Origin of the sequence: Sphingobacterium bambusae, from assembly GCF_033955345.1 — a bacterium.
GTDB classification, from domain to species: domain Bacteria; phylum Bacteroidota; class Bacteroidia; order Sphingobacteriales; family Sphingobacteriaceae; genus Sphingobacterium; species Sphingobacterium bambusae.
This window is the reverse complement of record NZ_CP138332.1, coordinates 3,039,528-3,063,783: the sequence shown is the minus strand read 5'-3', so window position 1 is coordinate 3,063,783 and position 24,256 is coordinate 3,039,528. Positions and strand designations below refer to the sequence as shown.

The window sequence follows — 24,256 nt, the reverse complement described above, 5'->3', positions numbered from 1 at the left end:
AAGAAAGTATATTCTAAATAGCTAGCTTTTGGCTATTTTCAAATATTGTCGCATTTTTTATAGGGTTGTCTTTCAGCAAAGCATAGCTATCATACCTGACAGCCACTTGCCGTAGTGCATTCAAATGACGCTCGTGGTGCATATCCGTGCCAACCAAGTCGTACATACCCGATTTGATTAACATCAATGCAGCGGACTTCACATGCTCGCCATAATAGCGGGAAATAGAAAGTAGGTTAAGCTGCAGCAGACAGCCTGCATCTTTTATCTCCTTGTAGATCTTAAAATTTTGGTGGTAGTAATTATAGCGCTCGGGATGGGCTAAAATAGGTTGATAACCTTTCTCTTGAATATCTTTAATTGTCTTGAAAAGCGCCTTCGACTCGGCGAGGTAAGACATTTCGATCAGCATATGTTGATTGGGCAGCAAACAAACTTGGTCTTGGCTGATGATCGTTTGCAATTGATCGTCTATCATATATTCTGCCGAATATTGGATATCGAACTTCATACCGGCGGCGTCCATCCCTTCTTTCAACTGCTTATGCGCTGCCGCAATGCTAGCCGGCGTATTGTTATGGACTTCCTGCATCACGTGCGGTGTCGAAATACACTTGGATATACCTAAGTCTTTCAAGCCCTGAAGCAACAACAACGATTCTTCCACCGTTTTACTACCATCGTCAATACCTGGCAAAATGTGATTGTGCATATCGCAACCTATCCAGGCTAACTTTCCATCCGATTCATTGCTTCTTTGTTTTCCTCCAAATAATCTACTCCAAAATGACATTTTTCTCTCTTATTGTTAGTATCTATTTCAAATTAGGTTGAACTGCAATTATACATCGTTTATCCTAAAAAATAAAACGAAGCATGTAACCAATACGCTACAATTCATTTATCTATTTAATCAATCTAGCCCTAATAGAAAGCACCGACATGTTAATCTCTTATTCATAAGCGTTATACCACATATTGTGCCATGGATTTTCAAACTTACTTTTTTAACACTTGACAGGGGATTTTGTTTGCTACTACCGAATATAAGCGATGCAAGACCGCTAGCGGCGTCCTCTTGATAGGACAAAAACAGCTAAAAAAGATCAATGCTTGTTTCATAAGTAAACACTCAGAAGCTACGCTAAGTGTGAGATAGAGCTTCTGTCCAAGATCGAGAAATCCTAAGAATTAACTCGCCTGTTGCTCGTCGTCCGGAAAATGCTCGGCAATAAGTTCGCTGGTCACGGTATCCTGCAAAAGAAACAATTGTGCACTCGCTTTAGCATCCGATAGTGGATCGTGATGGTTAAGCGCTATCCCCATAATGCGACAGCAGATGCTCAACTTGGTCTTTTTAAAGCCCTTTGCACGATAAATGACACTCGTGCAATCCCAAGTTGGAGCTAGCCCTAGCGCTTTATAGTCCAAGCCGTAATAGGCCATGGTTTTCATCAACACCTCCCGATCAAACTTCTCGTTGTGTGCCACCATATAAGCATTCTGAAGGTAATTCTCAATATGCGGAAAAAGTTCTAAAAATGTGGGTGCTGAAGCAGTATCTCTCGGCTTAATGCCATGCACACGGGTTGTTTGCCACATGTACTTGTTATCGGGTGGACGCACCAAGCTATGAAATTGCTCCACAATCTCGCCATCTACCACCTTTACGATACCCACCGCACACACACTCGTATAAACGGCTGTTGCCAGTTCAAAATCTATCGCTGTAAAGGTCATTGTGTGATATTTCTACAAATATAGTGAATTTAACGAATATGTCGATATTGCCCTTATTTGCTGACTTCCCGATCAATAGCCGTACTTATCCTTCCATTTACTCTTTAACGACTCCCGCAGTTTGATTTCTGCAGCATTACTACCGGGATCATACAACAGCGTGCCGCTAAGCTGATCCGGAAAGAACTCCTGCTGCACAAAATTCCCGGGAAAGGCATGTGCATACTTATATTTCGCGCCATAATCTAGATCTTTCATCAACTTGGTAGGCGCATTGCGCAAATGCAGGGGCACCGAGAGATCGCCCGTTTGCCGCACCAAAGCCTGCGCTTTGTTAATCGCCTCGTAAGACGCATTGCTTTTTGCCGAGGAAGCTAGGTACGTAACCGTTTGGGAAAGGATAATCCGCGACTCGGGCCAACCGATAACATTGACCGCCTGAAAACAATTGTTCGCCAAGAGCAGCGCATTGGGGTTGGCATTGCCAATATCTTCCGAAGCTAAAATTAGCAGGCGACGCGCAATAAAGGACGGGTCTTCGCCGCCTTCGATCATCCTAGCCAGCCAATATACCGCCGCATTGGGATCGCTACCGCGAATGGATTTGATAAAGGCCGAAATAATATCGTAGTGTTGCTCGCCCGTCTTGTCGTAACGCGCCATGTTCTGCTGCACCTGCTTCAGCACAAAATCATTCGTCACTACCTGCTGTTGCGCAACGGCAGCATGTACCACCAATTCGAACACATTCAACAACTTCCGCGCATCTCCCCCCGACAAGCGAAACAACGCCTCGTATTCCTCGATTTTGATAGGATGCTGCTTCAGGTAGTCGTCACGCTCGATAGCTTGCGCGAGAATCTGGTGCAAGTCCTGCTCGGAGAGATGTTCCAACACATAAACTTGGCAGCGTGACAACAGCGCCGAGATAACCTCAAACGACGGATTTTCGGTAGTCGCACCAATCAGCGTTACCAGTCCTCGCTCTACTGCACCCAACAAGGAATCTTGCTGCGACTTGGAAAAGCGGTGGATCTCATCGATAAACAGAATAGGCTGCTCCTGATTGAAGTTGCGCAGCTTCTCGGACTTATCGATAACCTCCCGAATATCTTTAACACCAGACTGTATAGCGCTTAGCGAAAAGAAAGGACGTTTAAGCTCACCCGCAATCAGGAAGGCCAAACTCGTTTTACCAACTCCTGGTGGCCCCCAAAAGATCATGGAGGGAATATTCTGCTGCTGCAGCGCATTGCGAAGCACCGCTCCCTCGCCGATGATATGTTGCTGCCCAATATAGTCGGCGATGGTTTTGGGCCGCATGCGTTCTGCTAAAGGTATTGCTGTTGCCATAAGACAAAGATAAGCAATTCGATTTGTGCTTTTCTTGACAGGCAGCAGCAAAGGCCATGGCGCAGCATCCGCATCTGTCATATTTCTGTTCAATACTTGCCTTGCCGCGACTAGTAGTGTAAAAAAAACGTATTTTTAGCAACAGGAACCCTGCTTAGCGACTGGGGGACATAAAATAGAGAGAACAACATGAAAAAAAGATTTTTGGCCCTGCTAACAGCGGGCATCATCTTCGTTAGCTTGTCGGAAACACAGGCACAAGCCAAACTACCACAAGCCAGTAGCACGACGAAAATTGAACAGGGCATCGGTATCAAGAAAGTAACCTTGGTGTACCAGCGTCCAAACACAAACGGACGCACGATATTCGGCGGACTAGAGCCCTATGATGAGGTATGGAGAACAGGAGCCAACAACATCCCGAGCATTACCTTTGAAGAAGAGGTAAGCATCGCCGGCAACAAAGTGCCTGCAGGTACCTATGGTATCTTCAGCATACCGAAAAAGACGGGCGACTGGACCATCATATTAAGCAAAAATGCCAACCAATGGGGTGCATACCAATACAAACAAGAGGAAGATTTCTTACGTTTCGCAGCAAAAGCCAAGAAATTGAACGATAAGGTAGAAACCTTTACCATGGCTTTTGAAAATGTAACGCCTAAAGGAGCTGATTTGTCGTTAGCTTGGGAAAACGTTAAAGTGAGCTTCCCGATTGTGGTCGATCAATCGAAGGAAATTTTAGCATCCATCGACGAAGCGATGAAGGGCGAAAAGAAACCTTATTTCCAAGCTGCGCAGTACTACTTTAATAACAACCTAGACATCAACAAGGCCTTGGCTTGGGCTAATGAGGCTGACAAAGGCAATACGAAAGCGCCGCATATCAAATACTGGAAAGCACAGATACAGCTAAAAGCTGGCGATAAAGCTGGAGCTATACAAACCGCGACTGAGGGTGTAGAGATGGCAAAAGCAGCCAACAACGCGGAGTATGTGAAATTGAACACACAGGTGATTACCGCCGCTAAAAAGTAAAAAGCGGAAAACGCCTATACTGAAGGATCTACACGTTAAGAAGTTAGGTTACGTACCGTTAACCTTTGGCTTTTAATGCCGCAAATAGAATTTCTACAGGATGAAGGGCTTGCTGAGCGAGCCCTTCTTTTATTTGTTGCCGACAGGAAGTGCCTGGCGCGACAACAACAGTACTTTCTGATTTCTGACGCAATTTGGGAAACAGCACCAACTCGCCTATTTGCTGCGAAAGCGCATAGTGCTCTTGCTCGTAGCCAAAAGAACCGGCCATGCCACAACAGCCGGAAGGTACAACTTCTACCGTATAATTTTTAGGGAAACGCAACAGCGCAGCAAGCTTATCCTGTAGTCCCCAAGCTTTTTGTTGACAGTGGGCATGTAACAGCATATGCTTCGGCTCCTCATGAAAGCAATCGACAGTGAAGGCTCCAGCAGCCTGCTCTTGATACAGAAACTCCTCGATCGTCAAAGCTCGTCTAGCTAGCGACTTGGCATCCCCTATATGTTCTTCATCCACTAGATCCACATATTCATCGCGAAAGCTGAGGATAGCCGAAGGCTCCACGCCAACGAGATAATGGTCGTCCTGCAGAAGCGGAGCAAAAAGCGCGACCTGCTCGTTTGCAAGTTCTTTGGCTTCACGCAGAAAGCCTTTAGAGATTAGCGCGCGTCCACTAGCAGGGTGCTTTACCGCCAAGACCCCATAGCCCAAAGCTTCCAGCAGCAAAATAGCTTTCTTCCCGATTTCCACTTCGTGATGGTTCGTAAACTCATCAAAAAAGAAATAGACTTGTTTTTGTTGCGTGGCAGGCTGTTGTCGGCGTTTGCTGAACCAAGCATAGAGTGACTGTTTCGCAATGGCAGGCAAAGTGCGCTGCGGCGCAAAACCCAAGAACTGTTTGACCTGACGACCGAAGAAAGGATGTGCAATAGCCCAATTATATAAGCCCGATACCGGAGCAACAAGCCGCGTCATACGATCCACGTGTCCGATCAACCAATTGCGCATCGGCACACCATTCGCATCGTAATAGGCCTGCTGAAAATCAGCTTTGAGTTTGGCCATATCCACGCTCGATGGACATTCTGCCTTACAGCCCTTGCAACTGAGACAAAGATCCATCACCTCTTTGATCTCCTGATGATCAAAGGGATTTGCTTTCTCGGATCGGGACAACATCTCCCGCAATATATTTGCACGCGCACGCGTGGTATCTTCCTCCCTTCGGGTTGCCATGTAGGAAGGGCACATCGTTCCTCCGGAAAGCTCGGTCTTACGGCAATCGCCAGACCCATTGCACTGCTCGGCATGCTGCAAGATGTGCTGACCAGCATAACGAAACACGGAGGGGATTTCTTGCCGAAAGGGTTTTACCTGATCATAACGCAAGAAACTGTCCATGGCTGCCGTATCCACAATTTTCCCGGGATTAAAGATCCCCTGAGGATCCCACTGCTTCTTGATGGATTGCAGTAGTCCATAATTATGTTGACCGATCATCAACGGAATAAATTCACCGCGCAGGCGCCCATCGCCATGCTCACCGCTTAACGAACCCCTATACTTCTTGACCAACTTGGCGATTTCTGTAGCAACCAGACGAAATTGGCTACGCCCTTCTTCGGTCTTCAGATTGAGGATAGGCCGCAAGTGCAGCTCGCCCGTGGCCGCATGAGCATAATGCACGGAATAAAGACCATGAGCACTCAAAATACGGTTGAATTCAGCAATATACGCAGGCAAATCGTCCACGGCAACGGCCGTATCTTCAATCACCGCCACCGGCTTCTCATCGCCCGGCGTATTGCTCAAGAGCCCTAACCCCGCCTTGCGCAAGTTCCATACTCTTTTCTTGTCGCTGCCCGTCACTTTAGGGAAATGATACCCCAGGCCTTGCTGGCGCATAGCCTTTTCCACCACATCGATTTTTTCATACACCGCTTCCAGCCTATCATCTGCATATTCCAGCACTAAGATGGCTCCCGGCTCGCCTTGTACAAAAAAGCGGTTTTCGCGTTGCTCCAAATTATTCTTCGTGCAGTCCAAGATATAGCTATCCATCAACTCGCTCACCAAAGGTTTATATTGGAGGGCAACCAAATTCGCTAGGAGCGCCTCATCCACCGTTTTAAAATGCGCGCAAAGTAAAACAGATGGCTGCTGTGGAACTTCCACGAGCTGAAGCTTAACCGATGTGATGAAAGCCAGAGTGCCCTCGGAACCACAGATTAACTTGCAGAAATTAAACGGATCCGCGCCTGCGGTAAACGGATCAGATGCTAACAGCAGATCGATGGCATACCCCGTATTCCGACGGGTAACCTCTTTTTTGGGATATTGCCTACGTATCTCTTCTTGATTGCTGTAATCGCCCAAGAGCGACCGCATATGCCGATAGATATCCCCTTCTAGACTTGTTAGGCTACATTTATCGCAAAAGTCATCAAAGGATAGGGCTTTAAAGGTTACTGCGGAGCCATCACTAAGTAAGGCTTCGATCTCTAGGGTATGCTCACGCGTGCTGCCATAGACCAAGGAATTGGAGCCGCAGGAGTTGTTGCCCACCATGCCGCCAATCATGGCACGATTTGCGGTAGAGGTCTCCGGACCGAAATAAAGACCAACAGGCTGCAATGCAAGGTTAAGTTCGTCTCGTATAACGCCGGGCTGCACCCGCACCCATTTCTCCGCGCTGTTAATCTCTTGGATCGCCGTAAAATGGCGCGATACATCCACAACGATCCCCTTTCCAACAACTTGCCCCGCCAGCGAGGTACCGGCGGCACGGGGAATCAACGAAACACCTTCCTTCCGTGCAAAGGCAATCAGCAATTGTAGATCCTGCACATCCTTCGGAAAGGCAACCGCTAAGGGAAGCTCGCGATAGGCCGAGGCATCTGTGGCATAGAGTATACGCATCTTTGCATCCCCATGCAACTCGCCCGCCAGCTCTACTTCCAAGCTGCGCAATTGTTCATTCATGCCACTATGCTTATTGCTCGCCTTTTATCTGCCCGGTATAGGTGCTCTCGAAAATCTTATCCGCATTATTGGTTTCAAAACCATCACGACGGTGCTCGGGCTTCAGTTCATCCTTTGCCAGATGTTGAAAAGCGGGTAGTGGACTGCGCTCAGCAAATTCTACATAGCTTCCCGCAATCTCTAGCGCACGACCATCCGAAAAAGTGGCCTCATAGAGTGCAGAAACCGTGCTGCTTTGCCGAAGAAGGCCATCAGCACTGGTTTTAATCTTCCCGCCAGCGGTATTAAGCTTAACCCCGATGCCTTCCAAGAAGCAATTAAACTCCTCCAGCGTATTATAGCCATCTTTTAGCTCATGAATACTGATGGTGTAGTGGTTCAGGTAATAACGATTGTAGATCACCCAAGCCGCATACTCGCTTTCTTCCAGCAACCGTTGGTAATCGGCGGCCGTAGGCAAGGGCCACAATGCTTGCTGCAGAAAATCCGCAACAGCCTGGCCATTGGAAAGAGCCAAGCTATCTACAGGATCACTATTGATCGGATCGGTGTATTGCTGTATAATCTTTTGCGCTTCTGCGCTGAGGGCCTTAACCTGAAGCTCCGACACAAAAATACGCGGATAGTGTGGCTCCGGCGGGGCATACCAATAGGCATCCAATTTCTTGGCTTCAAAATAATAATGATCTCGCCGTTGATAGCCGTAGGCCAGAAAAATCTTTTCGAAGGAAGCGATGCCCAAATGCGGTACACCCAAGGTACGGAATGCGATATGGTCGTTGACAATATCATCTTGGGAGCTAACAACGGCATTAGCCAACAGCGCATCGGTTATCTTGCTGACATCCGCTACATGATCACGATAATGCGCAAATAGATCATTCAGCACAATATCCAAAGGTTTTTGCTTGTCGAAGTACATAACGCGACTATTTAAGGTTTATATAGATAAAGTTAAGGAAAAAATCCTTACAACTCTTCCCGTAGTAACTTCTCCAGCTCTTCCGAACTGAGGTTCATGTTGACGTTGCCATCCTTGGCCAAGGAGATTTCGCCAGTCTCTTCGGAAACAATCACCGCTATAGCTTCAGAAACCTCGGTAACACCAATGGCTGCACGGTGACGCAAACCGAACTGTGGTGGGAGGTCTTCGCTATCCGAAATAGGCAACACGCTACTCGCTGTCATGATCCGGAAATCAACAATAACCACGGCTCCATCATGTAAGGGGCTGTTCTTGAAAAAGATGCTTTCTAACAGACGCTTAGACAGTGGCGCATCGATATACTCGCCACTAGATTGGTAGTATTCCTCATCAAAATAACGGGAGAAAACCAACAGCGCCCCAGTGCGCGATTTTGACATGCTACGACAGGCATCAACGATGGGCTTAATCCGTTCGCTATTATCCACCTGCGTTGACTTCTTTGAGCCTAAGAAAGACCAAAAGAACTTCTTGCGCCGCAGGGAGATATTTTTCCCAATATGAATCAAAAAGCGACGAATCTCCTGCTGGAAAACGACGATAAGAGCAATGGAACCTACGGAAATAAAGCCGCCGAAAATCTCCGTCAGCAGGCGCATCTCCATCTGTTTCACCACCAAGTAAATGCCGTAGAAAAGCCCTATCCCGATCAGGATATTCACGGCTATTGTACCTTTGATCAAGCTATAGATATAATAGATGATAATAGCCACCAAAAAGATATCGATGATATCCAAGAGGCGGAAGCCGTTAAATATATTGAGATCGAAATTTTCCATGTACGTAGTGCAATTTAAGAAATATAAAGTACTTTTTTGCTTTTTAAGCGTGATCTAGCGAGCTCCAAATTAATTTTATATAAGACCAAATTTCTATAAGTTTGTAAGAAAAAGAAAAGCCTGATGACGAAGCTATCTGTAAATATCAATAAAATTGCCACACTGCGTAACTCCCGTGGAGGAAATGTCCCGAATGTATTGTCTACCGCCCTTGCCTGTGAGCGCTTTGGCGCCGAGGGAATCACGGTTCACCCGCGTCCGGACGAACGACATATCCGCTATCAGGACGTTTACGATCTAAAGGCCGAAATAAGCACCGAGTTTAATATTGAAGGAAATTGCCAGGAACAGAAATTTATTGATTTGGTATTGGCGAATAAACCTACGCAGGTGACCTTAGTACCTGATGCGCTGGGACAGATCACTTCCAACCATGGTTGGGACACCATCAAGCATCGTGATTACCTCAAGGAGATGGTACAACTGTTTCAGGAGCAAGGAATACGGGTATCGATCTTCGTCGACCCTGATGAGGAGATGGTAGAAGCTGCCGCAGAAACTGGCACCGATCGGGTAGAGCTATATACCGAAGCTTACGCCGCAAAATATGGTTTCGACAAGGAAGAGGCTATTACCCCTTATTTTAAAGCAGCAAAAGTAGCACAGCAGGTGGGTCTAGGACTCAACGCCGGCCATGACTTAGACAGTAATAACTTGCGCTATTTCAATGAACATATTCCGGGCCTCTTGGAGGTCAGCATTGGTCATGCCTTAATCGCAGATGCCCTTTACTGGGGACTGGAAGAAACGATAAAACGCTACCTCGCCGCGCTAAAAGCCTGATAAAACATTCGAGCGGTAGCCATCCGCATCTGCTGCACCTGTGCTACCGCTCGAATATATATATATCTACAAAGTATACCTTACGTAATTCAAGTAACCACTTAAACGATATTACTCAATCTTTTTAAAGATCCGGTTCCAGCGAATCTTGCTCAAAAAGCTACCGTCCTTATCGTAGCTCATCCAAGTAAAAAGTGCTTTACCAACAATATGGTCTTCAGGTACAAAACCAAATTCTCTGGAGTCAGCAGAATTATCACGATTATCCCCCATCATCCAATAGTAATTCATCTTGATCTGGTAGTGGTCTGTCTGCTGTCCATTAATGTAAATACCATCCGGCCGCTGTTCCAGCGTATTTCCTTCGTAGACCGATATAATGCGGGCATAGATGGGTATGGTTAAGCTGTCCAATTTAATCCTATCGCCAGCTTTTGGAATAAGCAGGGGCCCGAAATTATGGTAGTCCCACTTCCTATTCACCTGATCGTGCGGAAATGCAGAACCAGCATTGTCATAAGGTAACACCTGTTTCACATTTGTCCAACTTGTTACTTCCGCGATCTCTTCTTTGGTCACATATATTAAATAGGGCTCTTTGAAGGGAGCTCCATCACTCGGATTTCTGGCGTAATCGATACGTTTGTCGATCAAAAGCTGTTCATCAAGCCCTGATCCATCAGTATAAATCATGTAGGCCTGCTGCAAATCGTCGGAATCGTAGCTCCTTTGATCATTGATTAAAAGCTCTCCATTGATCATTTCGACCTGATCACCCGCTATCGCGACAGCGCGCTTGATATAGTTCTCCCGCTTATCGATAGGTCGGTTGTAAGGCGCATCTGCTTCTGTCGGCAGGTTGAATACGACAACGTCATTTCGTTTGAGCTCTTGAAAGCCCGGCAACCTGGTGTAGGGAACTTTTATCCATTCAACGTAAGCTTTGCCCCCAGTCAAGGGCATGGTATGGTGCGCGAAAGGAAATGCCAAAGGCGTCATGGGGACACGGGGTCCATAATTCAATTTACTGACGAACAGAAAATCACCCACCAACAGCCTGCGCTCCATCGATCCGGTAGGAATCATGTAAGCCTCCAGCAAAAATCCCCGAATCAGCGTTGCCGCAACCGAAGCAAATATAATGGCATCTGCCCACTCGCGTATAAAGCTTTTCTTGTAGGGGTATTTTTTATGGAACTCTTCGGTGTGGGATGCTCCCAAATAGTTAACCTTTGGGTCGTGTCCCCAGAGGGGCAAAAAGATAAAAGGAAGCAGTATGGCGACACTCGTTTCCCAAAATCTTTGTTTGCCAAAACTCTTCAGCAGATCAAGATAGAGGGCATAGAAAACGAAGATATTGACAATAGGCAAGAATAACAACAATACCCACCAACGCGGCCTAGCGGTCAACTGCGCCATTAGGTATTCCCGATAGAAAGGCACAATGGCTGCCCAGCCGCTACGCCCCGCTTTACCAAAGAGCAAGCAGAGCCCGTAGATACTTCCTACTGTCCATACAACGAAAATACTATACCACATCCTTCAATTTGCGTCTAAACATCTCGTAGTACGGACGAAGTACTACTTAATACCTTTGAAAATACGGCTCCAACGGATTTTACTCAAGAAGCTACCCTGCTCGTCGTAACTCATCCACGTGAATAGCGCTTTACCCACAATGTGGTCTTCAGGTACAAAGCCCCAACCTCTTGAATCAAGTGAGTTATGGCGGTTATCCCCCATCATCCAGTAATAATTCTGTTTAAAGGTATAGGACGCGGCTTTTGCGCCATTTATATAATATCCGTCGTTTCTTTTTTCCAGCGTATTCCCTTCGTAATCGCGGATAGCACGGGCATACATCGGAACAGTAAGCGAGTCAAGGTTTACTGTCCATCCTTGTGCAGGAATGGTGATCGGTCCGAAGTTATCGAAATTCCACTTATAATTGTCGTTATGTGGGTAGGTGTCGCCCAAGGCTTGTGACTTGTCCAATACATTCATCACCACCTCCTTTACATTCCCCCAACCTTTGACAATAGCGGCCTCATCAACTGTCATAAATACTTTGAAGACGTTCTCTTGATCGGTTGGTCCATACTCTAAACGAAGATCTTTCATCCGTTCCGGATTCAATCCATTTTGATCAGTCTGCACCAAATAGTCCATCTGCATTTCCGGCGGAACGAAGCCAGGCTGACCATTGACCACTAACTGCGCATTTTCCATCGATACCACATCGCCTGGAAGGCCCACACAGCGCTTGATGTAATTTTCTCGCTTATCAATAGGGCGGGTAACCACCGTGAATTGATTGTGCACAGCTTCTTTGCCCATATAGCGGACGATATCATAGTAACTTTGATCTTGATGTTCCAGTATCACGGTATCCCCTGCTGGGAAATTGAAAACTACGACATCGTTACGTTCTATCTTTTGGAATCCGGGAAGGCGTTTATAGGGCAATTGGATTAGCTCAGAGTAAGCTTTTCCCTCGGTGATAGGCATGGTATGGTGCGCAAAGGGAAATGCAAGAGGTGTCATAGGCACACGCGGCCCATAGTTCAACTTACTCACAAAAAGAAAATCACCAATCAATAAACTACGCTCCATCGATCCCGTAGGAATCATGTAAGCTTCTAAGAGAAAGCCACGTATCAAGGTTGCAGCTACCGTAGCGAAAATAATGGCATCCGCCCACTCGCGTCCGACAGTCTTTTTATAGAAATACTTCTTGTTAAACTCTTCCGTATTCGCTTGCCCAAGATATTTCACCTTTGGATCGCGCCCCCAAAGAGGGAGAAAAATAAAAGGCAGCAAGATGGCAACGGCCGTTTCCCAAAAACGGCGTTTTCCAAAGCTCTTCAACAGATCGAGGTAGAGGCCGTAAAAAATAAAAATATTGACAATAGGCACCAACAGCAAAATAACCCACCAAGTAGGCCTTGCTGTAAGTTGCGCCATAACATACTCTCTATAGAAAGGGACAACAGCTTCCCAGCCTTGCTTTCCAGCTTTTTTATACAGTAACCAAAGTCCGTACAACGCGGCAACGGTAAATACTGTAAAAATGATATACCACATATCTTAAAATTAAAAAGTCAATATTATATTCGATGAGCTCGCTACGCTCGATTACCCGTCAACAGCGAATTTTTAGCAGCTTGCGAGCAACTAAAAATCAAACATTTCCGTAACCTGATAGAACCCCTTCTTACCTTGCAACCATTCGGCTGCAATCACCGCACCCAGAGCAAAACCCGCCCTACTATGTGCTGTATGCTTAAATTCAATCTGATCTACCTCCGAACTATAAAGCACCGTGTGTGTGCCCGGAACCTCATCGATGCGATGGCTCTCGATCAACAGTTCGTCCGCCTTGGGCACAAGCTCTTCGCCTTCGCCAATAAGATTGTTAATCCATTTGGATTTATCATCGATACCGTCCAAGATGCCTTCAGCAATGGTAATAGCCGTGCCACTTGGCGAATCCAATTTGTGAATATGGTGAATCTCTTCGACTTGCACATCATATTGCTTATAAGGAGCCATTGCCTTGGCCAACAACCTATTCACATGAAAGAACACGTTTACACCAATACTAAAGTTAGATCCGTACAGCAAGGACTGTTCAGCCTCCTCACAAACGGATTTGATCTCTTCTAGATGTTCGTACCAACCTGTTGTACCAACCACGATAGGAAGATTAGCTTCGAAACACAAGCTAATATTGTTTATGGCTGCAGCAGGCTCGCTAAAGTCGATCGCCACATCCGCGCCGCGCAAATCTTCGGCTGTAATCGACTCCCGATTTTCTTTATCCACAATGAGTTGGATTTCATGGCCCCTTTTTTGCGCAAACTGTTCGATTTGCTGCCCCATTTTTCCATATCCCAATAGTACTATTTTCATCTATGTATTTGTTTTGCTTGTCTAATTCCGATGTTGCTCAAACGTGCAATAGCGCAGTTCCAACATGCGGTTTAGTTTATCTAATATTCATGGTTAGCTTTATTCCCGGCGCCACGCCCAAACCGCCCAACGCGCTGTTTCCAGAGAAACTATAGGATGGCATCAGGGTAGGACCAATTTTCATCGTCATATCGGAGCCGATGTTCCAACGGTTTTTTAACATGGAGTCCACATAAGCTTCTATGGCGTTAAGCCCCCAAAAGCCTACGGTGACCAAGATCGTGAGATCTCGGTTTCTGCGCGCATAGTCTTTCTGAGCGACAAGGCCAGGTATCTGATAAAATTCTAAATCAGGATCACGCGGCGCCTCTTGTCCATTGGTTTCAACTCGCCAAGCCAATTCATCCAAAAATTTCTTGTAGTACCATTGCCAGTAGTCAAAGACCAAATAGCCAGAAACCAGTCCGCCATAGATAATGGGTACCTTTACCCACCACAGTCCACCGTTGGTATACTGTCCCCAGCCGGGCAACATCAGCGAGCGTTTCCAGGCCACGCGAGATACATGCTCAATCTCCAGACGAGCAGAATCTTTTTTTATACCCTTGTAATAGTACTTATCGCGTTCTTTCTGCGCCCGCTCCCGCTCCTTCCGCTCTTTTCTTGTCTCCTCCTTCTTTGTGGTATCCTGCGCAGTGGCGATCGAATCGGCGACCTGCAGTTTATCCTTCAAAGGGACTGCCTTGGTCGAGTCTTGCTGCGCACGAACCCCAGCGATGGAGGTTAATAGAAACAACGCTATAATGATGTATCGCATTACCAATCCAATAACTCCAAGATACGGCTTAAATCGTCTTCGCTATCGAAAGGAATCTCTATAGCTCCCTTGCCTTTACTATTCTTTAAATTAACGCGTACACGCGTAGAAAAACGGGATGCTAAATCATCCTCAATTTTTTGATATTGAAAATCAAGCTGCTTTCCCACAGGCGCCTTCGCAGGCTTGCTCTGCTGCTGTATATTACGCACCAAAATTTCCGTCATACGCACCGAAAGCCCTTTCTCTACAATCTCTTGGTATACAAAAAGCTGCTTATCAACCTCGCCCACGTTGATTAACGCCCGCGCATGACCCATAGAAATTTCTCCATCACGGATACCTGCTTGAATGGCGGGAGGCAATTTCAACAAACGCAAATAGTTGGTCACCGTAGAACGGTTTTTACTGACACGCTCACCGAGCTGCTCCTGTTTCAGGTTACACTCCTCGATCATGCGCTGGAAGCTTAGCGCCACCTCGATGGCATTCAGGTTCTCACGCTGTATATTTTCGATCAAGGCCATCTCCAACATCTGTTGGTCGTTAGCCGTACGCACGTAGGCCGGAATTTCATCGATGCCGGCAAGCTTAGACGCCCGCAAACGACGCTCACCACTGATCAGTTGGTATTCGTTCTTTCCCAGCTGCCTAACGGTAATTGGCTGAATAAGCCCCTGCACCTCTATCGAGTCGGCAAGCTCACGTAGCGCCTGCTCATCGAAATCCGTACGTGGCTGAAAAGGGTTTACCGCAACCTGATCAATTTTAATAAAATTGATGCTGCCAGCAGCTGCAGACGTGCCATCCTTAGCTACAGCACTGTTTCCACCCGCACTTTGAGGCATTTGGACATCCTCACTTTGCAATAAAGCGCCCAATCCCTTTCCTAGTCCTGTTTTTCTCTGTAATGCCATACTTTATACTGTCGCTGTTTGCGTATTTTCTGTAACTAAACCGTTCTTCTGTAAGATCTCACGCGCTAGGTTGAGGTAATTCACCGCCCCTTTGCAAGAAGCATCGTGCATGATAACGGAAATCCCGAAGCTTGGCGCCTCGCTCAGCCTTGTGTTACGTTGAATAATGGTATCGAAAACCAACTCACTAAAATGCGTACGCACCTCGTCCACCACTTGGTTAGACAGGCGTAGACGCACATCATACATGGTCAACAAAATACCCTCAATTTCTAGATTGGTATTTAAACGAGTTTGCACTATTTTGATCGTATTCAACAATTTACCTAAACCTTCCAACGCGAAATATTCACACTGCACAGGAATAATCACGGAATTTGATGCGGTTAAGGCATTGATGGTAATCAAGCCCAAAGAAGGGGAACAGTCGACAATAATAAAATCGTAATCGTCCTTGATCACTTCCAACATCTTAAGCATCTTAAACTCCCGCTCGTGCATGTTGATCATTTCAATCTCGGCACCCACCAAGTCAATATGCGCGGGCAATAGATCTAGGTTTGGGGTGTCGGTATGCTGAATGGCGTCACGAGGATCAAGATCGTTGACCAAGCACTCGTACACGCTGGCTTTTATGCCACGTGGATCAAAGCCAATACCCGACGTGGAATTCGCTTGTGGATCCGCATCCACCAACAACGTTTTATGTTCCAAAACGGCCAAACTAGCCGCCAAATTGATCGAAGTCGTTGTCTTTCCTACGCCACCTTTTTGGTTAGCAATTGCTATAATTTTTCCCATGAGATTGAAATCCTTTCTAAAATCTAAATGCCGATGATATAGATCTTGCCCAAAATTAACGCAAATTTACATTGTCCATATGAAGGAAATGCTTAAATGATGTTAAAATTAGTATTTTTGGCAAAAGCTCTTAACCAACGGCTAAGGTCGCTAAGATACGAAAAATAGCGTTATCACTTTATAAAGATTTTGGGGCTTTTTGTAACAGTACTATTCACATGAATCTAATTATATCAGGAACAAACAGAGAGCGAAGCAATTCGATGAAAATCGCTCATTACTACCAAGATGAGCTCGAACGACGCGGCGAATCTTGGCAACTTTTTTCATTGACAGACCTTCCACCTGACGTGAGCTCGTCAGACCTTTATGGCAAGCGTAGCGCTGCCTTTGAACCCATTCAGGCAATGGTATCTGCCGCCCAAAAATTTATCTTCATTATTCCCGAATATAACGGTAGCTTCCCTGGTATATTAAAAGTTTTTATCGACGCCTGCGCCTTCCCGGCTTCCTTCTACCACAAGAAAGTGGCATTGGTGGGTGTCTCTACGGGAAAATATGGAAACATTAGAGGGCTAGACCACTTTACGGGCGTATGCAACTACATGCGCATGCATGTACTACCACTAAAAATACACCTCGCCAAGGTGCAGGATGAATTGGATGCCGAGGGGCAATTAAAAGATGAACTCACACAGAAATTTGTGTTCGAACAGATTCAGGAAATTAGCCGGTTTTAGACCGTGCCCTTGATGATGTTCTCCAGTAGCTCTTCCAAGTTATTGCGAAACTGTATAGCCTCCGTAGGATAGTCGACAAGGTGCTCTTTTTTCTCCTCGTAACTGAACATCTCCCAAGCTCCATGGTTGTATTCCAATGCAGTAAGGTTCTCGATCCAGTCTCCAGAATTCATATACATGACGCTGCCCTTTTTCGTGTCTACTCGACGAATTTGAGGCTGATGTATATGTCCGCAGATCACGTAATCGTATTTGTTTTCTATCGCCAAATGGGAGGCAGTATCTTCAAAATCGGAGATAAATTTAATCGCTTTCTTAACAGAGTTTTTAATCTGTTTAGACAGCGAGTATTTTTCTCTGCCCAATTTTGTTAAACCCCAGTTCACCACATTATTGAGCTGAATTAAACGATCGTATCCCCAACCGCCAAGCTTGGCTAGCCATTTTGTATGCTGAATGGATGCATCGAAAACATCACCATGAAAAATCCAGTTCTTCTTGCCGTCCAAGTCTAGCAACAGCCGATTGGTAAGGGTGATATGCCCAAACTGCATCTTCCCAAACTTGCGCAGCATCTCGTCGTGGTTGCCCGTAATATAGGTTACCTCACAGCCCTGATAGGCAAGATCCAAGATATACTTCAACACCCGCAGGTGAGACTCGGGGAAATAGCTTTTCCGAAACTGCCAGATATCAATGATATCACCATTGAGAATAAGCTTCTTGGGATTGATGGACGCTAGGTATCTTAAGAGCTCTTCCGAGCGACATCCATAGGTTCCGAGGTGTACGTCGGAAATAACGACTAATTCAACTTCTCGCTTCATATTCGTTTTTTCAAAGTAACCGCTTTAATGTTAATAGATGATTGTCAACAGATTAAATAATCATCAAGTTTAGAGAACTGACGAAAGGAGCCGATCTAAGCAAAAGAAATCAAGCCCAGCATCGCGGATGAACCGGCAAGTGTATGGCAAGATCACCTTGTCACTCCTACCAACAAACGCTATATTCGTATAGACTAAAATAGGCAACATGAAATTTTTACCCTTACTCTTGTCATCGACATTATTAGCATTGATTAGCTGCACTTCTAGCAAAGAAGCGCCGAACCAGCTCAGCCAATCCGAATCCGATGCTGGATGGAGCCTTCTTTTCGATGGAAATACCCTACAGGGATGGCATCTTTATAACAAAGGCAATATCGATTCAAAGTGGACTGTCAGCAATGGCGAGCTTGTCTGCGATCCCAAAAAGAAGGAAGGTATTTTCGGCGATCTGGTTACCGACAGCACATATCATGATTTTGATCTTGCTTTAGAATGGAAGGTAGCCAAAGGCGGAAATAGCGGTGTTTTTTTAAATGTGCAGGAGGACAGTAGTTTTGCCGCTACCTTCGCCACCGGGCTAGAGATGCAACTCTTGGACAACGAATACGCTGAACATAGACACCAAATAGACTCCACGCACTGGGCAGGCTGTTTATATGCTGTCGCCTGTAATGGCGAAAACTCCAAGCCGAAGCCCTTCAATACCTGGAACAAAAGCCGGATCGTGCAAAAAGACGGAAAAGTAAGTTTTTGGCTCAACGATGTATTGACCTTCGAGGGAGATGTGCAGAGCAAGGCCTTTCAAGAGGGTATACAGCGCAGTGGCATGAAAGCATATCCCAATTTTGGTAAATTTGAATCGGGCAGGATAGCCCTGCAGAACCATACCGACTCGGTCGCATTTCGCAACATCAAAATAAAAAGACTCTAAACAAAAAATCTTAAAAAGAGCCTGCGCCATCACAAGATCGCGCAGTCAAATTATTAAACTGCTATTCGATTTCATGCAAAATAGCTAATATGTCTTATAAATTGCCAAAAAAATGTTGTAATAGGTCATAGCGTGAAACTAAATGTCCGTTTGCGATATTGATATGAAACCTTTGAGGCTTTAAAGCTAATCGGTAGTTTTTTTCATAAAAATAGATCATTCAGCTTTACTTCATTTTGGATCAACCCTGTTTTATACTGATTATCTTTGGTGCCGTATGTAGTAACCATGACAAAAAAAGGTGTTTTTTTGGTTTTTGTATCCTGCATGAATACGGCTACCTTGTTTTTAAGTTCTTCGGCATAACCCTTGTCGATGGTAAATGTTGTGGTAGAAAATTTCATTTCACATAAGCTAATGCAGAAATCAGCTCTGTCTAGCAGCAGGTCGATCTGAGCACCTTTCCCTCTCTTGGGCGCATGTCGCCAGATGGACTCTTCGGTGTAAACCCCGGAAATCCCCAACGCTTTTTTGATCTGTCTAGTATGCTTCATGCATACGCTCTCAAATGCTGTTCCACTCCAACTACGCCAGGTCGGTGCCGCTGAAAGCCTCAACCATGTCCCATCTCCTGTAGCGCGAGCATTTTCCAAAAATTTAAGATGAAACCGAGAAAATTCATCTGATAATTTATAGACGCTTTCTCTGGTAGTCTTCTCAAATGGCAGGTAAGCCGAGATGAAACCGGATTCGGCTAACTCTTCCAGAAGCAGGGTTGTAGTACCTCCTGTAGTCAATCGGCAGGCCGCAATGACCTCTTTTCTGGTCATTCCCGACGATCTTTCCGCGAGGGCTTTCACAATGGCCATGTGCTTGTCTGCCTTTGCAAACAAAGAGTGATAGAGGTTCTTGAACTCCTCTTTCAGTATTCCGTCTTTTGCAAAGCACATACGGTCGATATTCTGTGCTGCGCTTTGTCCAGGGCGGATATCTTTAAGGTATTGTGGAATTCCGCCCATGGCCATATACAGCATGGTGATTTGATACTGGTCTAGGTTTATCTGTCTACTTTTCAGGTATGCTTCTGTCTCCGCAAGGTTAAAGGGCAAAAGACGTATTTTTCTGGTGATCCTATTGTGCAGCCCTCCCCGGTTGTTCACAATCTTCTGTATCATCCAAGATGCAGCCGATCCACAGATGACCACGATAAGGTTGTCCTGTCTTGACGCCCATGAATTCCAAAAGTATTCGAAGGCTGACAGAAATCCTGATCTTGCAGAGCTCAGCCAAGGAAATTCGTCAAAAAAAATAACTTTTTTTCCTTTTTTCAATAGTGGAGCGGCATACTTTTTCAGCATTTCAAAAGCTGTTGTCCAGCTTTCCGGAACTTCGTGGGCGATATGCTGGTTCAGTAATCCCCCCAGTATATTTCTGAAGTTGGTAAGCTGATCTTTAAGCTTTGCATCGTGCACGCCGGAAAACTCAAAGATCATATTTTTCTCATAATACTTCCTGATCAGATAGGTCTTACCAACCCTCCTTCTCCCGAAGATAGTGATCAATTCCGCTTCAGGAGTTTTTAGCGCCTCTGAAAGGATTTGCTGCTCATCGGTTCTTCCAATAATCGATTTGATAGCCATACTTGTTAGATTTTATATTCAGCCACAACTATACAAATATAAACACTTATGGCTGAATATAAAAATTCATAATCAGCCACAAGTGTATCCAAAAAACACACTTATGGCTGGATATAGCATTTAGTTAGATCGTTCATCCCGACATAACTTGGGTAATCAGCAACCCACAAGAAGCAATGCCAAAAATAAAAAGCCAAGCCCCACTTCGATACAAACTACACGCTCTACGCATACGCAGCAGAAGCGATCACTCACCATTAAACGCAAAACGCCGATAATATTCGCATTACGATTATTATCGGCGTTTCGGAGTTTACCCGTTTATTAGTGAATAAATAGTAAGAAACCCTTATTTTTTGTTAAAAAGATCTATTCCCTGTTGCAGGTAAGCGGCATAGGCTGCAACATCATAGTTGGCACCGGTAGGTGGCAGCAAGGCCTTGCCGTCACTTCCTACAATAACATACAACGGTTGCGAATTGCTATTGAACGTTGCCGCTTGGAAATCACTGTTCTTCTTGCCTATCGTGTTGATCTTCTTACCGGAGTAGGCAGACACATATTGCTCCGCAGCGGGCAGTTCCGTACGATCATCTACAAAGAGTTCGATCATCACAAACTCCTCGCGTAAGAGTGCCGCTACCTTCGGATCCGTCCAGACGTTAGCCTCCATCTTACGGCAATTCACACAGTTCCAACCGGTAAAATCAATCAGTGCCGGTTTGCCCAACTCCTTAGCCACAGCAATACCTTCTTCGTAGTCATAATAAGGCTCGAATCCCTTGGGCGTTCCGCGCTCATGGAAAATCTCATAGTATTTCTTGGTCTTCCCGTCGGCGTGGGTTGGCGTTGCGGCAGCGAAATTGGCAACCGAAAGGTCAAAATCCTGCGTGGCTGATGGCGGCAGAAATGCCGATATAGACTTTAACGGTGCTCCCCACATACCGGGAACCATATACACCACAAAGGAAAAGACCACAATAGCAAAAATCGTACGTGGTACGGAAAGATGCGTAACCGGGCTATCATGGGCAAAGCTGATCTTGCCGATCAAGTACAGCCCCATCATGCCGAAGATAACAATCCAGAGTGCCAAAAATACTTCCCGATCCAGCCAGTTCCAATGGTAGGCGAGGTCGACATTAGACAGAAACTTGAGAGCCAAGGCCAACTCGAGAAAGCCCAGCACGACCTTCACACTGTTGAGCCATCCGCCAGATTTCGGCAGGGACTTCAGCATGGAAGGAAACATAGCAAATAGCACAAAAGGTAGCGCTAGTGCAACGGAGAACCCGAGCATACCAATGGCCGGCCCCATGCGTTCGCCTTTGGAGGCGGCATCAACAAGCAGGGTACCGATAATGGGCCCTGTGCAGGAGAACGATACCAAAGCCAAGCTGAAGGCCATGAAGAACAGTCCGGTCAATCCGCCCTGATCCGACTTGGCGTCGATCTTGTTGACAAAGCTGCTGGGCAGTGTAAGCTCGAAAGCGCCAAAAAATGAAGCGGCAAACAGCAGCAGCACCAAAAAGAATATAAAATTGAATACCCCATTGGTGGAGAACTCATTGAGTGCGTCGCTACCAAAGGTGATGGAAATGAACATGCCCAGCGCTACATAGATCACGATGATGAACAGTCCGTAGAGCAAAGCCTGCGAAATACCCTTGCTGCGGGAGCCGGAACGCTTGGTAAAGAAACTTACGGTAAGAGGTACCATCGGGAAGATGCAGGGCATAATGAAAGCAGCAAAACCGCCAATCAGGCCGGCAATAAAAATACCCCAAAGGGATTGTTTTTCGGCTTTACTTTCAATGGCCTGCGGTTCCACCGGAGTTGTCTTTACGCTGTCCTGTGCAAGAGAATCTGCCTGCCCATCGCTAAACGAAAGATCATCGGGCACACTTTGCAAGGAATCGGCGGAAACGGCATCCGCATCAGTTGCTCCTTCTGAAAACTCAATACCATCCAGCGAAACAAGGCTATCAGTCGTCTGCGCCATCCCCCCTAAAGGGAATGCAAGCAGCAATCCCAACATTATCTTGAATATATTTTTCATCATCTCCCTTCGTAAAAAATTAATGATATCATCTACTGGCTCTGCACACTAGATCATCGGATTAGCAAGACGGCCGATAGGATGGAAGCCGTCGAAATCTACTTCCGTTGCCAAAAAACCCTCTTTGATGGGTTCATCCTTCACCAAATCCGTACTTAGATACTTCTTATTATCGTCGCATAGCAGTGTCACCACCGTGGCATCTGCGCCCAACTGTTCCTTTAGTTTAATAGCACCAATAACATTGGCACCCGATGAAATTCCTACAGCAAGACCAAGCTGCTTCGCCAATTTCTGCGCCATCAAGATCGAATCGCCATCCGACGCTTGTATCACCTCATCCAGTTGATCCAGCTTCACAATAGCCGGGATAAACTCGTCGGAAATGCCCTGTATACGATGCGACCCTACCTTATACCCTGTAGTAAGCGTAGGACTCTCTGCGGGTTCCAAAGGATGGATCTTGACAAAAGGATTAACTTTGCGTAGATGGTTACCTACACCCATTACCGTTCCGCCCGTACCAACACCGGCAACAAAAGCGTCTGCCATCTTCCCTACGGTAGCCAGTTGCTCCACAATTTCCTTCCCTGTAGTCAACTCGTGTGCTTCCGCATTATACTGATTTTCAAACTGCCGAGGTAGAAAAACACCTCCCTGAGCAGCGAGCTCTTCGCTCAAACGGATACTGCCCAAAAAGCCACCTTCTTCCTTCGTGACCAACTGTATGTCGGCACCCATGCTTTTAATAATATCAATACGTTCTTTGCTCAACCAGTTAGGCATAATGATCTTTACCTGATGCCCCAATGCCTTGCCTATCGCGGAAAAAGCAATGCCCGTGTTACCACTCGTCGCTTCAACAATCATGTCCGTAGGGCGAATGGCACAGTTCATATAGGCTTTATATAAAATGTATAGCGCCATCCTGTCTTTAATGCTCCCAGTCAGGTTATAATTTTCGCACTTTACATAAATCGTTCCCTGTTTACCACGATAGGTATACTGCAGCTCCAACATTGGGGTGTTGCCCACCAAACACCATAAATGCTTGAATTTACTATCAAGCTTAGGCGACAGGCACTTACTCATTAAGGCTTCCATAAATATCATTATAAATATTTTACAAAAATTGAATTTAACAAGATATTATTCAACAGTAAATAGCTTATTTAATAAATATTATTATAAATTATATAATATCTGAAATTATTTCAGCAATAATTAGTAATTTCGAAAGCAATCAAGAAAAACTTATTATGGAACTGGACATTGTCGATGTTAAATTACTCCGCCTCTTACAGAAAGATGCCTCATTGAGCAACAAAGAGTTATCTTATCATTTAAACAAATCTATAGCCGCTGTGCACGAGCGCGTCAAAAAATTGAAGGCCAATGGCTATATCAAACGCACGGTGGCCATTCTAGACAGAAAACGCGTAGGCATAGATCTCATTTCATTCTCCCAAGTATTTTTAAAGGCACATACCGCGGAAGTACTCAACGAGTTTGAGCGCGAAGTGGCCAAATTCCCCGAAGTGATGGAGTGCTATCAAATGGCCGGCTCCTACGACTTTATGTTGCGAATCGCGACAAAGGACATGGAAGCCTATCACATCTTCTTACGACATAAATTGGCCGTGCTGCCACAGGTGAACACCGTGCAGACCTATTTTGTATTGTCTGAAACCAAGAGCGAGACGGCCTATCCGATTTAAATACTTTTTAAAGCGAAATGAATAATGTGAAAAAGTCTATTTATTAGTTGATATATGTAAATTTTTTCCTGTTGTTCTAACGCGCGCTACTACTATTTTTTGAGCGACGAGCTGCTTCACTGCCTCACCTTGTCATTGGACGATTAAAAGCGAACTTGTCCAACAATGCC

21 protein-coding genes are annotated in these 24,256 nt (G+C 45.6%); 5 read left to right on the top strand and 16 right to left on the bottom strand.

Annotation, left to right across the window (positions count from 1 at the left end; translation table 11 throughout):
* Positions 1-13: 13 nt before the first annotated feature.
* The 3 genes from SCB77_RS12815 to SCB77_RS12805 form a co-directional block, all read right to left on the bottom strand.
* Positions 14-712, bottom strand: a complete 699-nt coding sequence (locus tag SCB77_RS12815) for a tyrosine-protein phosphatase (protein ID WP_320182398.1) — start codon at positions 710-712, stop codon at positions 14-16.
* 479 nt (positions 713-1,191) lie between these two features.
* Positions 1,192-1,740, bottom strand: coding sequence for a 3'-5' exonuclease (locus SCB77_RS12810; RefSeq protein ID WP_320182397.1), 549 nt, complete (start codon positions 1,738-1,740; stop codon positions 1,192-1,194).
* A gap of 72 nt (positions 1,741-1,812) precedes the next feature.
* Positions 1,813-3,093 (bottom strand): replication-associated recombination protein A, encoded by a 1,281-nt coding sequence (locus SCB77_RS12805; RefSeq protein WP_320182396.1) that lies wholly within the window; start codon positions 3,091-3,093, stop codon positions 1,813-1,815.
* 189 nt (positions 3,094-3,282) lie between these two features.
* Here SCB77_RS12805 and SCB77_RS12800 point away from each other — a divergent pair, with 189 nt between their 5' ends.
* Positions 3,283-4,131, top strand: coding sequence for a DUF2911 domain-containing protein (locus tag SCB77_RS12800; RefSeq protein ID WP_320182395.1), 849 nt, complete (start codon positions 3,283-3,285; stop codon positions 4,129-4,131).
* A 58-nt stretch (positions 4,132-4,189) separates the two neighbouring features.
* On the opposite strand, the gene SCB77_RS12795 is transcribed toward SCB77_RS12800, so the two are convergent.
* From SCB77_RS12795 to cdaA, 3 genes are read right to left on the bottom strand one after another with little or no spacing between them, the layout of a single operon-like run.
* Positions 4,190-7,114 carry an FAD-binding and (Fe-S)-binding domain-containing protein gene (locus SCB77_RS12795; RefSeq protein WP_320182394.1) on the bottom strand — a complete coding sequence of 975 codons (2,925 nt, stop codon included), beginning with the start codon at positions 7,112-7,114 and terminating at the stop codon, positions 4,190-4,192.
* 10 nt (positions 7,115-7,124) lie between these two features.
* Positions 7,125-8,036: a DUF1338 domain-containing protein gene (locus tag SCB77_RS12790; RefSeq protein ID WP_320182393.1), complete on the bottom strand. Its 912-nt coding sequence runs from the start codon at positions 8,034-8,036 to the stop codon at positions 7,125-7,127.
* 47 nt (positions 8,037-8,083) lie between these two features.
* Complete coding sequence (gene cdaA / locus SCB77_RS12785; RefSeq protein ID WP_320182392.1) at positions 8,084-8,878, bottom strand: diadenylate cyclase CdaA; 795 nt, start codon at positions 8,876-8,878, stop codon at positions 8,084-8,086.
* A gap of 123 nt (positions 8,879-9,001) precedes the next feature.
* Between cdaA and SCB77_RS12780 the strand changes: the two genes are divergently transcribed.
* Positions 9,002-9,721 (top strand): pyridoxine 5'-phosphate synthase, encoded by a 720-nt coding sequence (locus tag SCB77_RS12780; RefSeq protein ID WP_320182391.1) that lies wholly within the window; start codon positions 9,002-9,004, stop codon positions 9,719-9,721.
* A gap of 111 nt (positions 9,722-9,832) precedes the next feature.
* On the opposite strand, the gene lepB (SCB77_RS12775) is transcribed toward SCB77_RS12780, so the two are convergent.
* The 6 genes from lepB (SCB77_RS12775) to SCB77_RS12750 form a co-directional block, all read right to left on the bottom strand.
* Positions 9,833-11,260, bottom strand: coding sequence for a signal peptidase I (gene lepB / locus SCB77_RS12775; RefSeq protein WP_320182390.1), 1,428 nt, complete (start codon positions 11,258-11,260; stop codon positions 9,833-9,835).
* A gap of 42 nt (positions 11,261-11,302) precedes the next feature.
* Positions 11,303-12,805, bottom strand: a complete 1,503-nt coding sequence (gene lepB / locus SCB77_RS12770; RefSeq protein ID WP_320182389.1) for a signal peptidase I — start codon at positions 12,803-12,805, stop codon at positions 11,303-11,305.
* A gap of 90 nt (positions 12,806-12,895) precedes the next feature.
* Positions 12,896-13,633 carry a 4-hydroxy-tetrahydrodipicolinate reductase gene (dapB, locus tag SCB77_RS12765; RefSeq protein WP_320182388.1) on the bottom strand — a complete coding sequence of 246 codons (738 nt, stop codon included), beginning with the start codon at positions 13,631-13,633 and terminating at the stop codon, positions 12,896-12,898.
* 76 nt (positions 13,634-13,709) lie between these two features.
* Entirely contained in the window at positions 13,710-14,450 is a 741-nt protein-coding gene (locus SCB77_RS12760) for a DUF5683 domain-containing protein (protein ID WP_320182387.1), read from the bottom strand.
* The gene (locus tag SCB77_RS12755; protein ID WP_320182386.1) at positions 14,450-15,367 is read right to left on the bottom strand and encodes a ParB/RepB/Spo0J family partition protein; all 918 of its coding nucleotides are present in this window, start codon (positions 15,365-15,367) and stop codon (positions 14,450-14,452) included. Before SCB77_RS12755 ends, SCB77_RS12760 begins: the two co-directional genes overlap by 1 nt.
* Positions 15,368-15,370: 3 nt before the next feature.
* Positions 15,371-16,168, bottom strand: a complete 798-nt coding sequence (locus SCB77_RS12750; protein ID WP_320182385.1) for a ParA family protein — start codon at positions 16,166-16,168, stop codon at positions 15,371-15,373.
* Positions 16,169-16,386: 218 nt separating this feature from the next.
* On the opposite strand from SCB77_RS12750, the gene SCB77_RS12745 reads away from it, so the two are divergent.
* On the top strand, positions 16,387-16,908 hold the full coding sequence (locus SCB77_RS12745; protein ID WP_320182384.1) for an NADPH-dependent FMN reductase: 522 nt from the start codon (positions 16,387-16,389) through the stop codon (positions 16,906-16,908).
* Here SCB77_RS12745 and SCB77_RS12740 read toward each other — a convergent pair.
* Positions 16,905-17,735, bottom strand: coding sequence for a UDP-2,3-diacylglucosamine diphosphatase (locus SCB77_RS12740; RefSeq protein ID WP_320182383.1), 831 nt, complete (start codon positions 17,733-17,735; stop codon positions 16,905-16,907). The genes SCB77_RS12745 and SCB77_RS12740 overlap by 4 nt on opposite strands.
* Positions 17,736-17,943: 208 nt before the next feature.
* On the opposite strand from SCB77_RS12740, the gene SCB77_RS12735 reads away from it, so the two are divergent.
* Entirely contained in the window at positions 17,944-18,669 is a 726-nt protein-coding gene (locus SCB77_RS12735; RefSeq protein WP_320182382.1) for a 3-keto-disaccharide hydrolase, read from the top strand.
* 203 nt (positions 18,670-18,872) lie between these two features.
* Here the strand turns inward: SCB77_RS12735 and SCB77_RS12730 are convergent, their stop codons facing one another.
* The 3 genes from SCB77_RS12730 to SCB77_RS12720 all read right to left on the bottom strand — a co-directional run bounded on the left by SCB77_RS12730 (position 18,873) and on the right by SCB77_RS12720 (position 23,481).
* A complete protein-coding gene (locus SCB77_RS12730) occupies positions 18,873-20,309 on the bottom strand; it encodes an AAA family ATPase (protein WP_320182381.1) in 1,437 nt (478 codons plus the stop codon).
* Between the two features lie 349 nt (positions 20,310-20,658).
* The gene (locus SCB77_RS12725; protein WP_320186623.1) at positions 20,659-22,368 is read right to left on the bottom strand and encodes a protein-disulfide reductase DsbD family protein; all 1,710 of its coding nucleotides are present in this window, start codon (positions 22,366-22,368) and stop codon (positions 20,659-20,661) included.
* A gap of 48 nt (positions 22,369-22,416) precedes the next feature.
* Positions 22,417-23,481 carry a PLP-dependent cysteine synthase family protein gene (locus SCB77_RS12720; protein ID WP_320182380.1) on the bottom strand — a complete coding sequence of 355 codons (1,065 nt, stop codon included), beginning with the start codon at positions 23,479-23,481 and terminating at the stop codon, positions 22,417-22,419.
* 146 nt (positions 23,482-23,627) lie between these two features.
* Between SCB77_RS12720 and SCB77_RS12715 the strand changes: the two genes are divergently transcribed.
* Positions 23,628-24,086 carry an Lrp/AsnC family transcriptional regulator gene (locus tag SCB77_RS12715; protein WP_320182379.1) on the top strand — a complete coding sequence of 153 codons (459 nt, stop codon included), beginning with the start codon at positions 23,628-23,630 and terminating at the stop codon, positions 24,084-24,086.
* The last annotated feature ends 170 nt before the right edge of the window (positions 24,087-24,256 follow it).